This window comes from Ectothiorhodospiraceae bacterium 2226, assembly GCA_013348725.1.
Taxonomy (GTDB): domain Bacteria; phylum Pseudomonadota; class Gammaproteobacteria.
Genome location: CP054689.1, coordinates 1,672,429 through 1,689,486 on the forward strand (window position 1 = coordinate 1,672,429; position 17,058 = coordinate 1,689,486).

At 67.9% G+C, this 17,058-nt stretch carries 13 protein-coding genes; 9 read left to right on the top strand and 4 right to left on the bottom strand.

Annotation, left to right across the window (positions count from 1 at the left end):
• The first annotated feature begins 33 nt into the window (after positions 1–33).
• From asnB to HUS23_08055, 3 genes are all read left to right on the top strand, one after another.
• The gene (gene asnB, locus HUS23_08045; GenBank protein QKT03771.1) at positions 34–2,055 is read left to right on the top strand and encodes an asparagine synthase (glutamine-hydrolyzing); all 2,022 of its coding nucleotides are present in this window, start codon (positions 34–36) and stop codon (positions 2,053–2,055) included.
• 188 nt (positions 2,056–2,243) lie between these two features.
• Positions 2,244–3,608 carry a lysine 2,3-aminomutase gene (locus HUS23_08050; protein QKT03772.1) on the top strand — a complete coding sequence of 455 codons (1,365 nt, stop codon included), beginning with the start codon at positions 2,244–2,246 and terminating at the stop codon, positions 3,606–3,608.
• A gap of 11 nt (positions 3,609–3,619) precedes the next feature.
• Positions 3,620–4,558, top strand: coding sequence for a mechanosensitive ion channel family protein (locus HUS23_08055; protein QKT03773.1), 939 nt, complete (start codon positions 3,620–3,622; stop codon positions 4,556–4,558).
• A 10-nt stretch (positions 4,559–4,568) separates the two neighbouring features.
• Here HUS23_08055 and HUS23_08060 read toward each other — a convergent pair whose 3' ends face one another.
• The 4 genes from HUS23_08060 to HUS23_08075 all read right to left on the bottom strand — a co-directional run bounded on the left by HUS23_08060 (position 4,569) and on the right by HUS23_08075 (position 9,249).
• Positions 4,569–6,131: a methyltransferase regulatory domain-containing protein gene (locus tag HUS23_08060; protein ID QKT03774.1), complete on the bottom strand. Its 1,563-nt coding sequence runs from the start codon at positions 6,129–6,131 to the stop codon at positions 4,569–4,571.
• Positions 6,128–7,003: a mechanosensitive ion channel family protein gene (locus HUS23_08065; GenBank protein QKT03775.1), complete on the bottom strand. Its 876-nt coding sequence runs from the start codon at positions 7,001–7,003 to the stop codon at positions 6,128–6,130. The genes HUS23_08060 and HUS23_08065 overlap by 4 nt, the downstream gene beginning before the upstream one ends.
• Positions 7,004–7,105: 102 nt before the next feature.
• Positions 7,106–7,900: a hypothetical protein gene (locus HUS23_08070; protein QKT03776.1), complete on the bottom strand. Its 795-nt coding sequence runs from the start codon at positions 7,898–7,900 to the stop codon at positions 7,106–7,108.
• An 80-nt stretch (positions 7,901–7,980) separates the two neighbouring features.
• Positions 7,981–9,249, bottom strand: a complete 1,269-nt coding sequence (locus tag HUS23_08075) for a TlpA family protein disulfide reductase (GenBank protein QKT03777.1) — start codon at positions 9,247–9,249, stop codon at positions 7,981–7,983.
• A 144-nt stretch (positions 9,250–9,393) separates the two neighbouring features.
• Between HUS23_08075 and HUS23_08080 the strand changes: the two genes are divergently transcribed.
• The 6 genes from HUS23_08080 (at position 9,394) to HUS23_08105 (ending at position 17,017) form a co-directional block, all read left to right on the top strand.
• The gene (locus tag HUS23_08080; protein ID QKT03778.1) at positions 9,394–10,311 is read left to right on the top strand and encodes a hydrogen peroxide-inducible genes activator; all 918 of its coding nucleotides are present in this window, start codon (positions 9,394–9,396) and stop codon (positions 10,309–10,311) included.
• A 124-nt stretch (positions 10,312–10,435) separates the two neighbouring features.
• The gene (locus HUS23_08085; protein QKT03779.1) at positions 10,436–11,185 is read left to right on the top strand and encodes a glutathione peroxidase; all 750 of its coding nucleotides are present in this window, start codon (positions 10,436–10,438) and stop codon (positions 11,183–11,185) included.
• Between the two features lie 111 nt (positions 11,186–11,296).
• Positions 11,297–12,667 carry a glutathione-disulfide reductase gene (gene gorA, locus HUS23_08090; protein QKT03780.1) on the top strand — a complete coding sequence of 457 codons (1,371 nt, stop codon included), beginning with the start codon at positions 11,297–11,299 and terminating at the stop codon, positions 12,665–12,667.
• Positions 12,668–12,757: 90 nt separating this feature from the next.
• A complete protein-coding gene (locus HUS23_08095) occupies positions 12,758–13,327 on the top strand; it encodes an alpha/beta fold hydrolase (GenBank protein QKT03781.1) in 570 nt (189 codons plus the stop codon).
• Between the two features lie 138 nt (positions 13,328–13,465).
• Positions 13,466–13,975: a sel1 repeat family protein gene (locus HUS23_08100; protein QKT03782.1), complete on the top strand. Its 510-nt coding sequence runs from the start codon at positions 13,466–13,468 to the stop codon at positions 13,973–13,975.
• A 162-nt stretch (positions 13,976–14,137) separates the two neighbouring features.
• Positions 14,138–17,017 carry a hypothetical protein gene (locus HUS23_08105; GenBank protein QKT03783.1) on the top strand — a complete coding sequence of 960 codons (2,880 nt, stop codon included), beginning with the start codon at positions 14,138–14,140 and terminating at the stop codon, positions 17,015–17,017.
• Positions 17,018–17,058 lie beyond the last annotated feature (41 nt).

Below are 17,058 nucleotides of genomic sequence, written 5' to 3' on the forward strand. Positions count from 1 at the left end.
TCGCGCGCCCCCGCTTTACGAGGACGCTTCTTTATGTGCGGAATTGCTGGTTACATGAACGCCGATCCGGCGAAACCCATCGACCCCGAGACCCTGGTCGCCATGGTGGCGATCCAGCATCATCGCGGCCCCGACGGCTTCGGCTGGAAGCGCATGGAGGATCGCGGCGTGGGCTTTTCGCACGCGCGCCTGACCATCGTCGACCTGAACGAGAACCGCGGCCGCCAGCCGTTCGTCTCCGACGACGGCAAGCTGATGATGGCGCACAACGGCGAGTTCTACGACTACCAGCGCATCCGCGCCGATCTCACCTCGCGCGGTGCGCGCTTTCGCGCCAAGAGCGATTCCGAGCTGGTGCTCCACCTGTACCCGCGCTACGGCCTGGAGGGCATGCTGCCGCACCTGCGCGGCGAGTTCGCCTTCGCGCTGTACGACCGCGAGCGCGACCGCCTGATGCTGGTGCGCGACCGCTTCGGCGTCAAGCCGCTGTACTGGACGCAGACCGGCGACACCTTCGTGTTCGGCTCCGAGCTGAAGGTGCTGTTTGCGCACCCCGAGGTGCCCCGGCGCTTCAATCCGCAGGGGCTGTACCACCAGCTCATGCAGACCGTGGTGCCCGGCACCACGGCATTCGACGGCATCCAGCAGGTGCAGCCCGGCTGCGTGCTGATCGTCGAGCGCCGTCACGGCCGCTTCCACCTACGCCAGGAAAAATACTGGGACATGGATTTCCCGGTGATGGGGGAGCGCGACGACAACCGCCCCGAGGAGGAGTGCGTGGAGGAGGTGCGCGCGGGCCTGCTGGAGGCGGTGAACCTGCGCCTGGAGGCCGACGTGCCGGTGGGCTGTTACCTCTCGGGCGGCATCGACTCCTGTTCGATTATCGGCTTGGCGGCGGCCTGCCGCCAGGACCCGGTGAAGGCCTTCACCATCGGCTTCGACGACAAGGCCTACGACGAGACCGCCATCGCGCGCGAAATGGCCGAGTCGGTGGAGGCCGAGCAAGACGTGATGATGCTCAGCGCCGACCACCTGTACGACAACCTGGTCGAAACGCTGTGGCACGCCGAGCGCACCATCTACAACACCCTGGGCGTGGCCAAGTTGCTCATGAGCCGCCACGTGCGCGAGACCGGCTACAAGGTGGTGGTGACCGGCGAGGGGTCCGATGAGCTCTTCGCGGGCTATCCGGCGTTTCGGCGCGACATGTTCCTGTACGGGCTCGATACCTTGAGCGACGCCGAGCGCGCCGACTGGCAGGCCTTGCTGGACGAGGGCAACCAGTTGTTCCGCGGCGCCATGCTGGCCGAGGAGGCGTTGGCCGATCCGGCGCTGGACCAGCTGTGCGGCTTCACCCCGAGCTGCCTGCAGCCGTGGCTGCGCGCCGGCGAGCGCGTACCGGCGCTGATGGCGCCCGAGTTGCGCCGCGAGGTGGAGGGCTATTCCCCGGGCGCGGGCATCGCCAGCGTGCTCGACGGCGACATGCTCCACGACCGCCACCCGCTCGACAAGGCGCAGTACGTGTGGATCAAGACTATGCTCGAGGGACAGATCCTCACCTGGGGCGGCGACCGCGTGGACATGGCCAATTCGATGGAGGCGCGCCCGGCGTTCCTCGACCATCACCTGGCCGAGGCGGCCACCCAGCTGCCGCCGGGGATGCGCATCAAGGGCCGCACCGAGAAGTACGTGCTGCGCGAGGCCATGCGCGGCCTGCTGCCGAAGGTGCTGTACGAACGCCAAAAGTTCGCCTTTATGGCGCCGCCCGCGCATACCGATCCCAAGAAGTACGCGGCCATGAAGGCGCTGGCGTCCGAGTTCCTGTCCGATCAGGCGATCGCCGATGCGGGGCTGCTCGATCCCAAGGGCGTACAGGAGCTGTTCGCCGTGCACGAGGATCCCGAGGCGAGTGCCGGCACTCAGGTGCAGCTCGACGCCATCATCAATCACATGCTGGGGGTGCAGATCCTGCACCGCCACTTCGTGGCCACCGACGTGCCGCGCCAGGCGCGCGAGCGGGCGCGGGAGTTGGGTTGGGAGGCTCGCTCCGCCTGACGGCAGGCCGCCGATGCTTTTCATTCGCCCGGCCAGGGAGAGGGCCGGGCCGCACCAGAGGGGTGAGTCACGCGATGGCGCGTCGCGGTCTCCACGCGAGGCCGCGGCCCCCTTTTGCTCCGAGAAGGACGAGACAACACCGGCCGCCGCGCCCGCCGCGCGGACGGTTGCAACAGCGAGGCTCAGGTATGAACACCATTGCCAAGATCAAGCACACGGGCGCGGGCGCGCTCGGCTCCCACACCCGCTTCGAGGTCTACACCGAACGGCACCTCGACCAAATCGAGCCGCTCAAGGTGCTGTCGGCCGAGCAGCGCTTCGCGATGCGGGTGGTGGCCAACGTGCTGCCGTTTCGGGTCAATCGCTATGTCATCGACGAACTCATCGACTGGGACCGCGTGCCCGCGGATCCGATCTTCCAACTGGTGTTTCCGCAGCCCGAGATGCTCGACCCGCAGGCCTTCGATCGCATGGCCGACGCGCTGCGCCGCGAGGCCCCGCGCGAGGAGCTGCGCGCCATCGCCCGCGAGCTGCGCGCCGACCTGAACCCGCACCCGGCCGGTCAGCAGCAACTCAACGTGCCGAGCGTGGACGGCGAGGCGCTGGAGGGGCTGCAGCATAAGTACCGCGAGACGGTGCTGTTCTTCCCCAGCCAGGGCCAGACCTGTCACTCCTATTGCACCTTCTGCTTCCGCTGGGCGCAGTTCGTGGGCGACAAGGAGCTGCGCTTCTCGGCGCGCGAGGCCTCGCACCTGCACGACTACTTGGCCGCCCACCCCGAGGTGTCCGATCTGCTGCTCACCGGCGGCGATCCGATGGTGATGAAGAGCCAGCACCTCGTGGATTACCTCGACCCGCTGCTCGAGCCGCGCTTCGAGCACGTGCAGACCATCCGCATCGGCACCAAGTCGCTCACCTTCTGGCCGCAGCGCTACGTCAGCGACAAGGACGCCGACCTGCTGCTGTTCCAGCTCGAGCGCCTGGTGAAGGGCGGTAAGCACGTGGCGCTGATGGCGCACTTCAACCACTGGCGCGAGATGGAAACCCCGATCGTGCGCGAGGCGATTCGCCGCGTGCGCGACACCGGCGCCGTGATCCGCACCCAGGCGCCGCTGCTCGCGCACATCAACGACGACGCGGCGGTGTGGGCCCGCATGTGGCGCACGCAGGTGCGCCTCGGGCTGGTGCCGTACTACCTGTTCGTCGAGCGCGACACGGGAGCGCGGCGCTACTTCGAGGTACCGCTCGCGCGCGCCTGGGAGATCTACCGCGACGCCATGCAGCAGGTCTCGGGGCTGGGGCGTACCGCGCGCGGGCCGTCCATGAGCGCCGGCCCCGGCAAGGTGGAGATCCAGGGTGTGGCCGAGATCGCCGGCGAGAAGGTGTTCGTGTTGCGCTTTATCCAGGCCCGCAATCCGGACTGGGTGCAGCGGCCGTTCTTCGCGCGCTTCGACCCCGAGGCCACGTGGCTCGAGCAGCTCAAGCCCGCGTTCGGCGAGCCGGAGTTCTTCTTTGCGCCCGAGTACCGGCGCATGAAGGGCGCCGCCGCCTAAGGCCCTGAGCGATGGACGTCGTGGAGCAGATTCTCGGCGAGATCACCTGGGCGACCGTGATCGGCTCGTCACTGCGCATTTTGTTCATCCTGCTGCTGGCATGGATCGGCGTGATGGTGATCAAGCACGCGCTGCGGCGACTGGAGCGGCACCTGGTGCGCCAGGGCGTGGTCGAGGGGCAGCCGGCCAGCGAATCGGCCAAGCGGGCCGAGACCCTGGTGCGCTTGTTGCGCCAGGCGGTGGTGATCATGGTGTGGGTCACCGCTTCGCTGGTGGTGCTGCGCGAGGTGGGGGTGGAGATCGCGCCCATCCTCGCCAGCGCCGGCGTGGCGGGCCTGGCGATCGGCTTCGGCGCCCAGAATCTGGTGCGCGACGTGATCGCGGGATTCTTCATCATCCTCGAGAACCAGGTGCGCGTGGGTGACGTGGCGGTGATCAACGGCACCGGCGGCCTGGTGGAGGAGGTGAACTTCCGCACCCTGGTGCTGCGCGACCTGTCGGGCACGGTGCATATCTTTCCGAACGGCACCATCGGCTCCATGGCCAATATGACCACCGGCTGGTCCGGCTACGTGATGGACATCGGCGTGGCCTATAAGGAGGACACGGATCACGTGGTGGAGGTGATGCGCCAGGTGGCCGAGGAGATGCGCAAGGATGAGGAGTGGGGGCCGAGTATCCTGCAGGAGATGGAGGTGTTCGGCGTGGACGACTTCGCCGACTCCGCCGTGGTCATCAAGGCGCGCCTGAAGACCCTGCCGATCCAGCAGTGGGCGGTGGGGCGCGAATACCGGCGCCGGCTCAAGAAGGCCTTCGACGCGGCGGGGATCGAGATCCCGTTCCCGCACCGATCCATTTACTTCGGCGAGGCGAGCAAACCCATTATCGCCGAGCTCATCGAGCGCAGCGGCCACGTCGTGGAGAGCGGTACGGAGCGCTCGAAGGTCTAGGCGGTCGGTCTTAGGGCGCCAGTAATGCGTGCCTTACAAAGGTCTGAACGAGACGTGTGACATTGCGGCGCACGCCGCGCAGTCTCGCGTCCGGCGCACCTTCCGTCGGAATCGCAAGCTGTCCGCGCTCGGCCTCCTCGAGCAGGTGGGCGGCCACCTCGTCCAGGGTGCGGGAGCCGTCCAACAGGCCGAGCAGGCGCGTGGCGAAGGCGTCGAGTTGTGCGCCCACGTGCCGCGGCGAGGCGGCGCAGCCGAAGCCCAGCGCGGCCTGCGCCGCGGCGAGCGCGGTGGCCCGCGGCTGCTGGTCCGGGCGGGTCCGGTAGCCGGTAGCACGCGGCGTGAGCCGCAGTGCCTGCGCGGCGAACAACTCGAACAGCTCGCCGTAGAAGGCATCCAGGGCGGCCGCCTGCGGCGCGCCGCGCCCGCCGCCATTGCCGGGCACGCGCTGCGCGGCCTGCTGCGCGAGCTCCTCCACCCGCACCGCGTCAGGATAGACCTCGGCCAACAGCGTGAGCGCCGCCTTGGTGAGCGGTTCCTGCACCTCGAAGCGTCCGCCGGTGGGGGCGACCCAGGTCTGCGGGCGTCGGCGGGCCAGATCGGGCTTGCCCTTTTCCGGGGCGAGATCGGCGTAGGCGTACCAGCCCAACATGCCGGCGAGGTCGATATCCCGCGACGCGGGCGCATCGGCCCGACACAACAAAGACTTGCGGAACAGGCGTGCGCGTAGAAAGTCCATCAGCTGCTCCTGCTCGAGCAGCTCGTCCAGGGCATCGACCTGCGCCGCCGCCGCCGGCGGCAGGGTGCTGGAGAACAGCGTGTGCAACTCGCAATCGGCCAGGTACTGCAGGTCGGCGGCACGCGCGTCGGCCACGAAGTCGCTGAACAGGAAGGCCTCGTTCGTGTCTTCCAGGTACTCGTGGTAGAGGTAGCTGTCCGAGGCCTGGGTGAGCTGCTGCACCTCGGCGTGCATGAGGCCCATCATCGGGCTCTGCTTACCGGCGCTGGCGGCGCCGAGCAGCGCGATCACCTCGCGGGCGCGCGCGAGGCGGGCGCGGTGGCCGGTGACGCCGCGCGTCTCGTACAGCAGGATCTCGCGCACCATGCCGCGCACGTGCCAGCCCGGACGGGTGTTGTAGCTGATGTAGGCTATGCCGTGCGGGGCGAGCAACTCGCGTGCCAGGGCGAGGATCTTGCTGCGCACCGGCGCCGGCACCCAGGAGTACAGCCCGTGCGCGATGATGTAGTCGAATTCACCGAGTTCGCGCCCGAGATCCATCACGTTTGCGTGCATTAGCTGCACGTTGTCGAGAGCAAGCCCTTCGATCAGCCGCCGGCCGTCCTCGACCTGGCGCGCGGAGAGGTCCACGCCCACGAAGCGGCTGTCGGGCAGGTAATAGGCCATCGGGGTGATATTGCCCCCCGCCGCGCAGCCCAGCTCGAGCACGCGGCAGCGCGCCGGATCGGCCGCGGGCAGGCCGAACAGCCGCCCGATCACGTACAGGTGGTCGGGATGGGTGTCCGTAAGCGGGACGCTCTCGTAGGGGATCTCGTCGTAGCTCTCGAGGGTGCTCATGACGGCTCCGTGTCGGCGGCGGGGCGCGTCGGCGCGTCGTTCACCAGGCGGATGGGGAACGGCTCGGTGGCCTCCCCGGCGTACAGCGAGCGGTGCGGGAAGGGGATCTCGATGCCCTCCGCGTCGAAGGCCTTCTTGATCTCTTCGTGGATGGAATTACGCAGCCTGAGGAAGTTCTCGCGCTTGGCCCACACCGAGAACTGCAGGTCGAGCGCGGAATCGCCGAAGCCGAGGAAGATGAACACCGGGCGCGGCTCCTCGAGACACAACGGGTTGGTGTCGGCCACCCCCTCGAGCACCTTGCGCACCCGCGCGACGTCTTCCTTGTAGGCCACGCCCACCTTCACGTCCAGGCGGCGGATCGGGAAACGCGTCAGGTTGGTGATCTCGGACTTGACCAGGGTCTCGTTCGGCAGCCGTACCATCAGATTGTCGAAGGTGCGCAGCTTCACCGACAGGAGGTCGACCGACAACACCTCGCCGGTCGTGTTGCCCACCTTGATGACGTCACCTACCGCGAAGGGGCGCTCGCCGATCAGGAACAGGCCGCTGATGAGGTTGGAGGCGGAGGTCTGCGAGGCGAAACCGACCGCGACGGTCAGGATGCCCGCCGCGCCGAGCAGCACGGTGAGGTTGAAGCCCAGTTCCCGCAACCCGGACACCAGCGCCAGGCCGAGGATGACCCAGTAGCTGATGCGCCGGATCAGCATGGACTGCTGCGCGTCGGTGTAGCGGCGTGTCACCCGCACCAGGTTGCGCGACACCACCCGCGCCAGCACCCAGCCGACGAACACGATGATCACCGCCCGCACCACGCCGAGCACCACCTCGCTGGCCATCACGGCCAGCATGCCGTCCCACCAATCATTCATGTCTGGTTGTCCTCGTCGTTAGCGGTCCGGCGAATTCGCAGCCTGACGCGAGGCACCAGGTGCGGGCGCTGTCCGGGCGGCGCTGTCGCTTGCGTGTGCCGCTCAACTAAACAGCGCGCTGAAGGCGCGTGTCATGAAGCTGCGGTTGGAGGCCTGCCGCGGTCCGTTGACCAGCGTGGCGCGCTTGGCCGCCGACGGCGGGGCCGCTTCCAGGCGCAGCGCCGCCATCTCCATGCCCGGCTTGCGCTCCAGCGTGACGCCCTGGGTCCACAGGTGCCCGTGGTCGTCGCTGTAGATGGAGAGGTTGGGTACCGGCAGGTTGAGCCGCTCCAGCCAGAGGGCGTCCGCTGCGCCGTTACCGAGCGCGACCGCGGTGATCACCCGATGCGGGCGGCGCTCCACCGCGGCAAGGTCCTGCCGGCAGTGCGTGCGGCTGGCATAACACAGCTCGCCCTCGATGGTGGAGGACCCGAACCAGGTGTCCGAGGGGGTATACACGGGCACTTCCTGCAGCAGGCGGTTGCCGGCGGCCAGCTCGATACGAACCCACAGCGGCGTGCTGAGGTAGAGCGTGACCTCCTCGCCCGGCAGGATCTGGAACGCGGTTTCGGGGCGGGTCACCACCGAGCGATCGGCCAGCATGGGCAGCAGGCGCAGGCCGCTGCCCATCGCGGCGAGCGCGTAGCGCGTCACCGTGACGTCTTCATCCGGGAAGGGCTCGGCGGCCGGAATATGGACCTCGACCGTGGTGTCGCGCGGGTTCTTGCCCTCGCGCACCCCGATGCGCCACTCGTGCGTCAGGTGCTCGATCCAGATGTGGGTGTCGCTGAGCCGCCAGTGGCCCACCTCGCCCGGCCGCAACTCGAAGTCTCCCCACCAGCGGACGAAGGTTTCCACCGCGTGCGCTCTCCCGGTCGTAAACAGTGGCGGCTATTTAAACACCTTCGCCCGCGCCCTCACCAGCGGCCGCGCGCGCCTTACTCGTTGGCCAGGGCGCGCAGCTGCTCGACCACGGCGGGTTGGTCCCAATCGATGGCTCCGAACAGCGCGTAGCGGATCCGGCCCGCCTTGTCGATCACGAAGGTGGTGGGGAAGGCGAACACGTTCCAGGCCTGTAGCGCGGCCCCCTTCTCGTCCATCACGATCGGGAAGTCCACATCCACCTTCTCGTCGAGGAAGGTGCGCACCGTGGCCTCGTCCTCGGCCATGTTGGCGGCGAGGATGGTAAAGGGTTCCTCGGCCAGGGTGTCCTGCAGGCGCTGCATGGACGGCATCTCGTGCACGCAGGGCGGGCACCAACTGGCCCAGAAGTTGAGCAGTACCACCTGGCCCTGGTAGTCGGCGAGGTCCATCTCACCGCCCTCCAGGCGCGGCAGCACCAGCGGCGGCGGCGTGGGATCGCCCCGGTAGGGCTTGAGCGTGCGCTCCTCGGGGCCGGCGCGCGCCACGGTGCGTTGCTCGGGCACGGGCGCCGCGGCGCGCGGGCCCGCGTCCTGGTCGACCGCCGCGAGCAGGCGCAGGCCCTGGCCGACCATCCACGGCAGCTTGCGCGCCTGCTGGTGCTCGTGGCCCTCGCCGTCGGGGCGGTAGAAGAACCGGTCGCGTACGCCGTCGACGAACAGCACGAACACGTCGCTGCCTCCCTCGCGCAGTGCGGGCACCGTCTCGTTCAGCCGCCAGCGCCAGGGCGAGAGCTCGGGCTGGATTAGGAACACCGGCAGGTTGGTGGCGCGCACGATCGGCAGGATCTCCGGCTCAACCCCCGGGTCCGGCGTCTCCACGTACAGGATCGGATGCATCAGCACGATGCCGCCGAGCACCCCCGCGCGCTCGGGATTGGCCTCCTGCCAGGCGCGCGCGCCGCGCAGCGCGGGCACCGCGCCGCGGTCGGAGGCGAGCAGGAACACCGGCTTGCCGGTCTCGAGGTGGGCGTATTCGATGAGGTTGGCGACGTCGTCCGGCGGCAGGCGCTCCAGCACGCTGCGGCTGGGCGGTTCGAAGTGGGCGGCGAACAGGTCCGCCAGCCAGGTCTCCATGCCAGCGCGCGCGAGTTGCTCGGCGACCCGCCGCTCCGCCTCCAGTACGCCGCGCTCCTGCGGTACCCACAGCAGCACCGCCGGCGCCTCGTAGCGCTCGTCCGCCTGATAGATCTCCAGCGGGATCTCGGCCGCGTCCTCCAGCGGCTGGGGCGCCGCCATGGCCGGCACGGCGGCGACCAACAGTAAGACGAACAATAGCTTGGCCATGGTGCGGGGTCGCATCCTTTGGTCTGTGAGCGCAATGGGGCAGCCGACCCCGAACGGGAGCGGCCTGTGTTCTGACACGCGTCCTGCTCGAGGGTTCGCCGACCTATGATAGCCCGGACCGCCATAGGACATTACTATGAGCCTATGACCCTCAGCGAACTGCGTTACGTCGTCGCCCTTGCCCGCGAGCGCCACTTCGGCCGCGCGGCCGCCGCGTGCTACGTCAGCCAACCGACCCTCAGCACGGCGATCAAGAAACTGGAGGAGGAGCTCGGCGCGCCGCTGTTCGAGCGCTCGCGCGCGGAGGTGAGCATCACGCCCCTGGGGCGCGAGGTGGTGGAGCATGCGCGGCGCGCGTTGGAGGAGGTCGAGCGCATCGAGCAGCTCACGCGTCAGGGCGGCGACCCGCTCGCCGAGCCCTTGCGCCTGGGGGCGATCTACACCATCGGCCCGTACCTGCTGCCGAGCCTCATTCCGGCGCTGCACAAGCGCGCGCCGCAGATGCGCGTGTTGATCGAGGAGAACTACACCGCCGAACTCGCCGTGCGCCTCAAGCAGCGCGAGCTGGACGTGGTGATCCTCTCCTTGCCCTTCCAGGAGCCGGGGGTGGAGGTGCGGGCGCTCTACGACGAGCCCTTCATGGCGGCGTTTCCGGCCGGCCACCCTTGGGAGGCCCGGCAGGCGGTGCCGGTCGATCAGCTCGACGGCGCGGAGCTGCTCATGCTGGGCCCCGGTCACTGCTTCCGCGAACAGGTGATCAGCTTCTGCCCCCCGCTGCAGCGCGCCGCCGCCGGGCGCCTGCAACAGACCCTGGAGGGCGGCTCGCTGGAGACCATCCGCCACATGGTGGCGAGCGGCGCCGGCGTCACGGTGCTGCCCTGCGGCGCGGCCGGCCCCGACCGCTCCGACCAGGGCCTGCTGCGTTACCGGCCGCTCTCCGGCGCCGAGCCTACCCGCCGCGTGGCCCTCGCCTGGCGGCGTTCGTTCAACCGCCCGGCGGTGTTGGAGGTGCTGGGGGAGGCGCTGGCCGAGGCGCGCCCGCCCTGCACGCGCGGCTTGTGATAGGCGTACGCTATCATTTCAATACAAACAATTCATTTCACAGATCAATGCCCGACGTCTAAGGTAGTCACCGTGGTGGGGGAACGGCCCCCGCGGAAGACATCGAGACAGACGGAGGCTACACATGTTGCAGAATCGCGAAGGTCAGCGGGTACCCGAGGTCACCTTCAAGACCCGCCGTAACAACGATTGGGTGGACGTCGCCAGCCGCGACGTGTTCGCCGGCAAGACCGTGGTGGTGTTCGCCCTGCCGGGCGCCTTCACGCCCACGTGTTCGTCGACGCACGTGCCGCGCTATAACGAGTTGGCCGATACCCTGCGCGCCAATGGGGTGGATGAGATCGTGTGCATCTCGGTCAACGACGCGTTCGTGATGGACGAGTGGCAGCGCGAGCAGGGCGCGGACAAGATCACCTTCCTGCCCGACGGCAACGCCGAGTTCACCGCCGGGATGGGGATGCTGGTGGACAAGGACGACCTCGGCTTCGGCAAGCGTTCCTGGCGCTACTCCATGCTGGTGCGCGACGGGGTGATCGAGAAGATGTTCATCGAGCCGCAGAAGCCCGGCGACCCGTTCGAGGTCTCCGACGCCGATACCATGCTCGAGTACATCAACCCCAAGGCCGAGAAGCCGCTGGACGTGACGCTGTTCACCCGCGAGGGCTGCCCCTACTGCGCCCGCGCCAAGGGCATGCTGCACGAGCAGGGCCTCACCTACGAGGAGATCGTGATCGACCGCAAGGTGAGCCAGCGCACGCTGCGCGCGGTGGCCGGCGCGGAGTCGGTGCCGCAGGTCTACATCGATGGCGATCACATCGGCGACTCCGACCGCTTGGCGGACTGGATTGCCGAGCGCAAGCGCAAGGCGGCGTAAGCACGCAGCCCCTACACCCCCTCCCCGGCAGGGGAGGGGTATTTTTAAGAGAAGGTTGAGGGTCGTTTCCGGGATTCTTCAGAGCAGCACGCGCAGCCCAAGGAGCATGCAATGACGCACTACGATTTGATCGCTATCGGCGGCGGCAGCGGCGGGCTGGCCGTGGCGGAGCGCGCCGCGGCGTACGGCAAGCGCGTGGCGCTGGTCGACCCGGGTCCCCTCGGCGGCACCTGCGTCAACGCCGGCTGCGTGCCCAAGAAGGTCATGTGGTACGCCGCCCAGCTCGCGCACGCGGTCCACGACGCGGCCGGATTCGGCGTGCTCGCCGAGCCCGGCGAGATCGACTGGCCGCACCTGGTGGACGGCCGCGATCAGTACATCGCCAACATCAACACCTATTGGAAGGACTACGTGGCCGGTCTCGGCATCGACTGGCTGGAAGGTCAGGCGCGCTTCGAGGACGCCCACACGGTGCGCGTGGCCGACAAGACCTACCGCGCCGAGCACATCGTCATCGCCACCGGCAGCCGCCCGCGCGTGCCCGAGGTGGAAGGCGCCGAACTCGGCATCGACTCGGACGGCTTCTTCCACCTCAAGGAGCACCCGATGCGGGTGGCGGTGGCCGGCGGCGGTTACATCGGCGTGGAGATCGCCGGCGTGCTGCGCGCGCTGGGCAGCGAGGTGACGCTGTTCGCGCGCGACCGGGCGGTGCTGCCGCGCTTCGACACCATGGTGTCGGAGACCATGGCCCAGGCCATGACCGAGCAGGGCATTACGCTGCGCGTACGCGAGGAGATCGGCGCGCTGACGCGCGCCGATGACGGCATCGTGGTGAGCACCAAGAGCGGCGAGCGCCTGAGCGGCTTCGACGCCGTGATCTGGGCGGTGGGACGTTTGCCCAATAACGACCTGGGGCTCGATGCCGCGGGGGTGGCCACCGATCGTGCGGGCTTCATTCCGGTGGACGATTTCCAGAACACCAACGTGCCCGGCGTGTACGCGGTGGGCGACGTGACCGGCCGCGCGCCGCTCACGCCGGTCGCGATCGCCGCGGGGCGGCGTCTCGCCGATCGCCTGTTCGCCGACCGGCCCGAGGCGCGTCTCGATTACGAAAACATCCCCACCGTGGTGTTCGCCCACCCGCCCATCGGCACCGTGGGCCTCACCGAGGCGCAGGCGGTGGAGCGCCACGGCGAGGCGCGCATCTACGAAACGGCGTTCACGCCGATGCGCTATGCGCTCGCCAAGGGCGCGATGCCGACCGCCATGAAGCTGGTGTGCGTGGGCGAGGAGGAGCGCGTGGTCGGCATCCATCTGGTGGGCGACGGCGCCGACGAGATGCTGCAGGGTTTCGCCGTGGCGGTGAAGATGGGCGCGCGCAAGGCCGACTTCGACAACACCGTGGCGATCCACCCGACCAGCGCCGAGGAACTGGTCACCCTCAAGACCGCCCGCATCGCCCGCGCGCGCGACGCGGCCTGAGTAGCGCGAACTCCCTCCCGCTGACGGGAGGGAGCGTCCGCGGTCCCTGCGGCGCGGTGCGAGCGGCTACCCGTTTGATACCATGCGCCGATGTTGATCTTTTATCTGCATGGTTTCAGCAGTACCTCGCAAAGCCGCAAAGGCCAGGCGCTGAAGCGCCTGCTGCCCGAGCACCGCGTGGTGTGTCTCGATTATCCCTATCCGCCATTCGAGGCCGCGCGCGCCCTGGTGCATCAGGCGAGCGAGCACGGCGCCGGTCACCAACCGTGCGTGTTCATCGGCGCCTCGCTCGGCGGCCTGTTCGCGCGCTATCTCGCCACGCGCTTCGCCGCCAAGGCGGTGCTCATCAACCCGGTGGTGCGCGCCGAACTCATGCGCGCGCTGATCGGCCCGGTCGAGAACTACTACACCGGCGAGCATTATGAGTGGCGCGCCGAAGACGTCGAGGAGTTGAAGCGCTACGACGCCCCGCTTACCTTTCCCACCCTGGTGCTGCTCGACGAGGCCGACGAGGTATTGGATTACCGCATGGCGGTGGCGGCCTATCGCGACGCCGCCGAGGTCATCGTGTTCCCCGGCGGCGACCACGCCTTTCAGCATCTCGACGACAGCATCCCGCACATTCGGCAGTTCCTGTTCGATTCAACCTGCAATCGTTGAACTCATCTCCTAGCGGCGCCTGACGCGTAAGCGTTGCCCCCGAACGTGTAGGGAAACAGCGACACGTCGTGGTTCATGCTTGCGCTCCCCTTGTCGAACCCGGTAGCGTCCGGAGCGCAAATGAGGGGGTGCGGATTCATGGAAAACACGGACGCAGAACTGGAGTCGCTCAGAGCCGCCCTACGGTGGTGGAAGGGCGTGGCCGTCGTGTCGGTGCTATTGCTCCTGTCGGGGATTGTCGGCGTGATCAATATGAGTCGTGTCACACCCACTCCAGCTCAGGCTGTGGAAGCTATGGGCGCGACGGAACGTGCCGCCGAAGCCGTGAGGGCGGGCGATTACATGGCCGCGCTTGCACTCCTCTCCGAAGAAGCGGAGCGAGGCCGTGCCGCGGCGCAGTACATGCTCGGCCAGCTTTATGCCGACGGGCATGGCGTGAATCAAGACTATCGCGCGGCATACCAGTGGTTCAAACGGGCGGCCGAGCAAGACGAACCCGATGCTCAGTACGCGCTCGCTTCGATGTACGCCTACGGACAAGGCGTGGCGCGCGACGACGCGAAAGCAGCTATGTGGTCGATTCGAGCGCGCGAACGAGGCTACGGCGCGCCGGCGGTCGACCAGCAAGCAGAACCTGAAAACGAGTAATCAACTTTAGCCATTCGTCGGCTGCGGAACGAGAGTCTCCTTCCAATCCGACCGGGGAAATTCCGTGTCCGCTAGCGCGCCTCCCGGCCTGCTCCAGTCAATAAGTGATCGTCCGTGAACGCGGGAGCGCGTGGGCGGCGCGTCCTGTTCGCGGCCCTTGCGATGATGGGCGTGCTGCTCACTTTGCCCCTCGCAGCGAGCGATGTCCGCTATTCATACGACGAGCTGGGGCGCCTGATCGAAGCGTTCGATACCGCCACAGGTCTGACCCGCTATACCTATGATCCTGCGGGTAACCTGATCGGCGTAAACAGGTATCAGGGGGCGGCTCCTCCTAACGTAGACGATCAAGAAGTGGCGCATCTCCGTTGTGGCGCTTCGGTTGAGATGTCGATCAGTGGGTCAGGCTTTGACGGCGTGCGGTTGGAGGCCTCCGATCCCGACATCCTCATCGACGAGGTCCGCCTCGTCGAGGGGGTGTTGATGTTCACCCTGACCCCTCTTTGCTCCGCGCCGCACGGGGACCACCGGATTACCATCATTGGGATTGCGGGAAGCACCGAAGTGCCGCTCAGTCTTGGGCCTAAGCTGCCCACGCTGTCGGTCCATCCCACGCCGCTCGCGGTTCCGCCCGACGGCAGTACCCGGCAGTTTTACATTCGCTTGTCGTCGCCCGACACCATCCAACATGCGATAGCGCTCGCGACGGATGCGCCGGATGTGGCCGCAGCGGGTGAGGGGGAGCTGGTGATTCCTCCGGGCGAGACCGAAGTGGTGGGAGCCCTGCGCGGACTCTCAGCCGGCTTCACCACGCTGCGCGTTTCCGCCGATGCGCTGAAAGATATCGCGGTTCCGGTCTTCGTCACCGCCGAGTTCGCAGGCATCAATACGAGCTATACGCCCGTCATTGGTGTCGTTATCCCGATCGCAGAACAGGCGCCCGACGAGGCCGATGTCGCGATACCTGCAAGCGCTATCGGTGTCGTGCTAGGGGCGGCTGTGACGGGCGTGGACCCGTCCACCGTGGCGCTGGGCAGCGAGCAGGTGCCGGTGCATGTGCGGGGGGTCGGCCTCTACGAAGTGGCGCATGTGACGATCGTGCCCCACGACGGGCTTGTATGGAGCGCACCCGCGCCGCTCCCGGACGGTGCGGGCATCAGCTTCCTGCTGGATGTCGACGAAGCGGCACCGACCACTTTGCGGCGCATCGTGCTGCACACGGATGAGGGCGCTGCCATCCCAGCTCAGCCTGGTGCGGACCGGCTACGCGTGACGCTGCGCGCGCCGGTCCTGCACTCCGTCAGTCCCATCAATCTGGTTCCTGGGACGTCAGGCATGGAGGTGGTCTTGCGCGGCGCGAATTTCCATGATGCCCTGAGCGTCGACGTTGTGCCGCCAGAGGGAATCGCCGTCGGGGAGTCGCCCGTCATCAGCGCGGATGGCACCATGGCGACGACCACGCTCTCGGTTTCCCCGACCGCGAGCTACGGCGAGCGGGTGGTCCGCATCGTGACGCCCGGCGGGTCCACCTCGGTCACGCCGACGCCGTTCAACACCGTTCGCATCGTTCCCGATATCGACGCCGATATCCCCAATCTCCTGGCCGCTCAGGTCGGCGTGCGGCGTGAGGTGGAGATAGCCGATGCGGAGCGTGCAAGCGCCGCGCAAACGGTACCCGTCGGCGTCACGCGTGGCGCCGTTTTGGCCGCGACGGAGCCCAGCGCGCTGATGGTCGGAGAGACCCGCCTGCTGACGGTGAGCGGCCGCGGCCTGCAGAACGTCGATCAACTTGCGTTCATGCCGGACGAGGGCATCGCTTTGGACAGCGCGGTACTGGCGTCCGGCGACGGAACTGCGGTGTCTGTTCAGGTCACCGTCGCGCCGGATGCGGTAACGACGCGCCGCCAGATCGTTCTCCACAGCGCCGGGCAGCGCGTCCCGCCCGTTCGCGCGGACGCCGATCGCATCTGGATCGCGAGCGGCGCGCCTCAGGTTCAGTCGGTGTCGCCGCTCGTGTTCGTCGCCGGCGAGGTCGTGCCGATTACGCTGCGGGGCGTGCATCTGGAGGATGCCTTCGAGGTGGAGTTCGTGCCGCAGAATGGAATCAGCATCGGCGAGCTCGTCCCCGGCGGAAACGGCACCTGGTTGAGCACGGTCGTGTCGGTCGCGCAGGACGCCTCGCTTGGCGAAAGGACAATCCGGGTGCGTACGCCGGCCGGAGCGACCAGTCCCCTACCCGGCCCATCCAATCGCGTCTACATCACCGAATCGCCGGGCACGGACGTCAGCGCACTCGCGGGCCCCTCTGTGGGCGTTCTTCGCGAGCAGGTTCCGCAGGACTCACCCCCGGAGTCTCGCAGCACGCACGCCGTCACGGTCGGCGTTCTGAAAGAGGAGGCCGTCGATCCCAGTGAGATTCCGCGATTGGTGAGCGCTGCGCGCGCCGGTGTTGCGAAAGGTCCAGTCGCACTCGGCCTCTCCCCCGTGGCGGGACTTCCCGGGCAGCAGGTTGACTTGCACATCACCGGGCACGGATTGACGGAGCCGATGGACGTTCGGTTTGAACCGGGCACGGGCATCGTCGTGGAAGAGAGTCAAGCGCACGACGCAGGCGGCATCCTCATCCGGGTCACGCTCGAAGCAGACGCCCCGCCCGTCGTGCACTCGCTCACGATCGAGGGCGAGCAAGGCGCCGTACACCACGCCAAGCCCGCACAGATGCTGTTCGAAGTTGGGTACGGTTCGCCGGCAATCCATTCCATCGAGCCCATCCTGGGTGGGCGCGGCGATCTCGTTGATCTGCTGATCCGTGGCGAGAGCCTGAATGGCGCATGGCGCGTCTATGCGGAGCCTGGCGAAGGTGTGGTGTTCGACAGTCATACGACGGTAAACGCCGCGGGCACAGAGGTGCGTGTCCCGGTGCAGATCGAAGCCACAGCCCCGCTTGGCCCACGCGTCATACGCGTCGTGGTGCCCGGCGCGGTATCCGAGGGACCGGCGGAGCCGGCCAACACCTTCACGATTTATGAGGCCGTGCCATGAACAGCCTCGCGACGCAACAAACGCCCAGAGTGAACGGGAGA

Coding starts and splice junctions, on each gene's coding strand:
- asnB (QKT03771.1), top strand. CDS start 34: ATGTGCGGAATTGCTGGTTACATGAACGCCGATCCGGCGAAACCCATC.
- HUS23_08050 (QKT03772.1), top strand. CDS start 2,244: ATGAACACCATTGCCAAGATCAAGCACACGGGCGCGGGCGCGCTCGGC.
- HUS23_08055 (QKT03773.1), top strand. CDS start 3,620: ATGGACGTCGTGGAGCAGATTCTCGGCGAGATCACCTGGGCGACCGTG.
- HUS23_08060 (QKT03774.1), bottom strand. CDS start 6,131: ATGAGCACCCTCGAGAGCTACGACGAGATCCCCTACGAGAGCGTCCCG.
- HUS23_08065 (QKT03775.1), bottom strand. CDS start 7,003: ATGAATGATTGGTGGGACGGCATGCTGGCCGTGATGGCCAGCGAGGTG.
- HUS23_08075 (QKT03777.1), bottom strand. CDS start 9,249: ATGGCCAAGCTATTGTTCGTCTTACTGTTGGTCGCCGCCGTGCCGGCC.
- HUS23_08080 (QKT03778.1), top strand. CDS start 9,394: ATGACCCTCAGCGAACTGCGTTACGTCGTCGCCCTTGCCCGCGAGCGC.
- HUS23_08085 (QKT03779.1), top strand. CDS start 10,436: ATGTTGCAGAATCGCGAAGGTCAGCGGGTACCCGAGGTCACCTTCAAG.
- gorA (QKT03780.1), top strand. CDS start 11,297: ATGACGCACTACGATTTGATCGCTATCGGCGGCGGCAGCGGCGGGCTG.
- HUS23_08095 (QKT03781.1), top strand. CDS start 12,758: ATGTTGATCTTTTATCTGCATGGTTTCAGCAGTACCTCGCAAAGCCGC.
- HUS23_08100 (QKT03782.1), top strand. CDS start 13,466: ATGGAAAACACGGACGCAGAACTGGAGTCGCTCAGAGCCGCCCTACGG.
- HUS23_08105 (QKT03783.1), top strand. CDS start 14,138: ATGATGGGCGTGCTGCTCACTTTGCCCCTCGCAGCGAGCGATGTCCGC.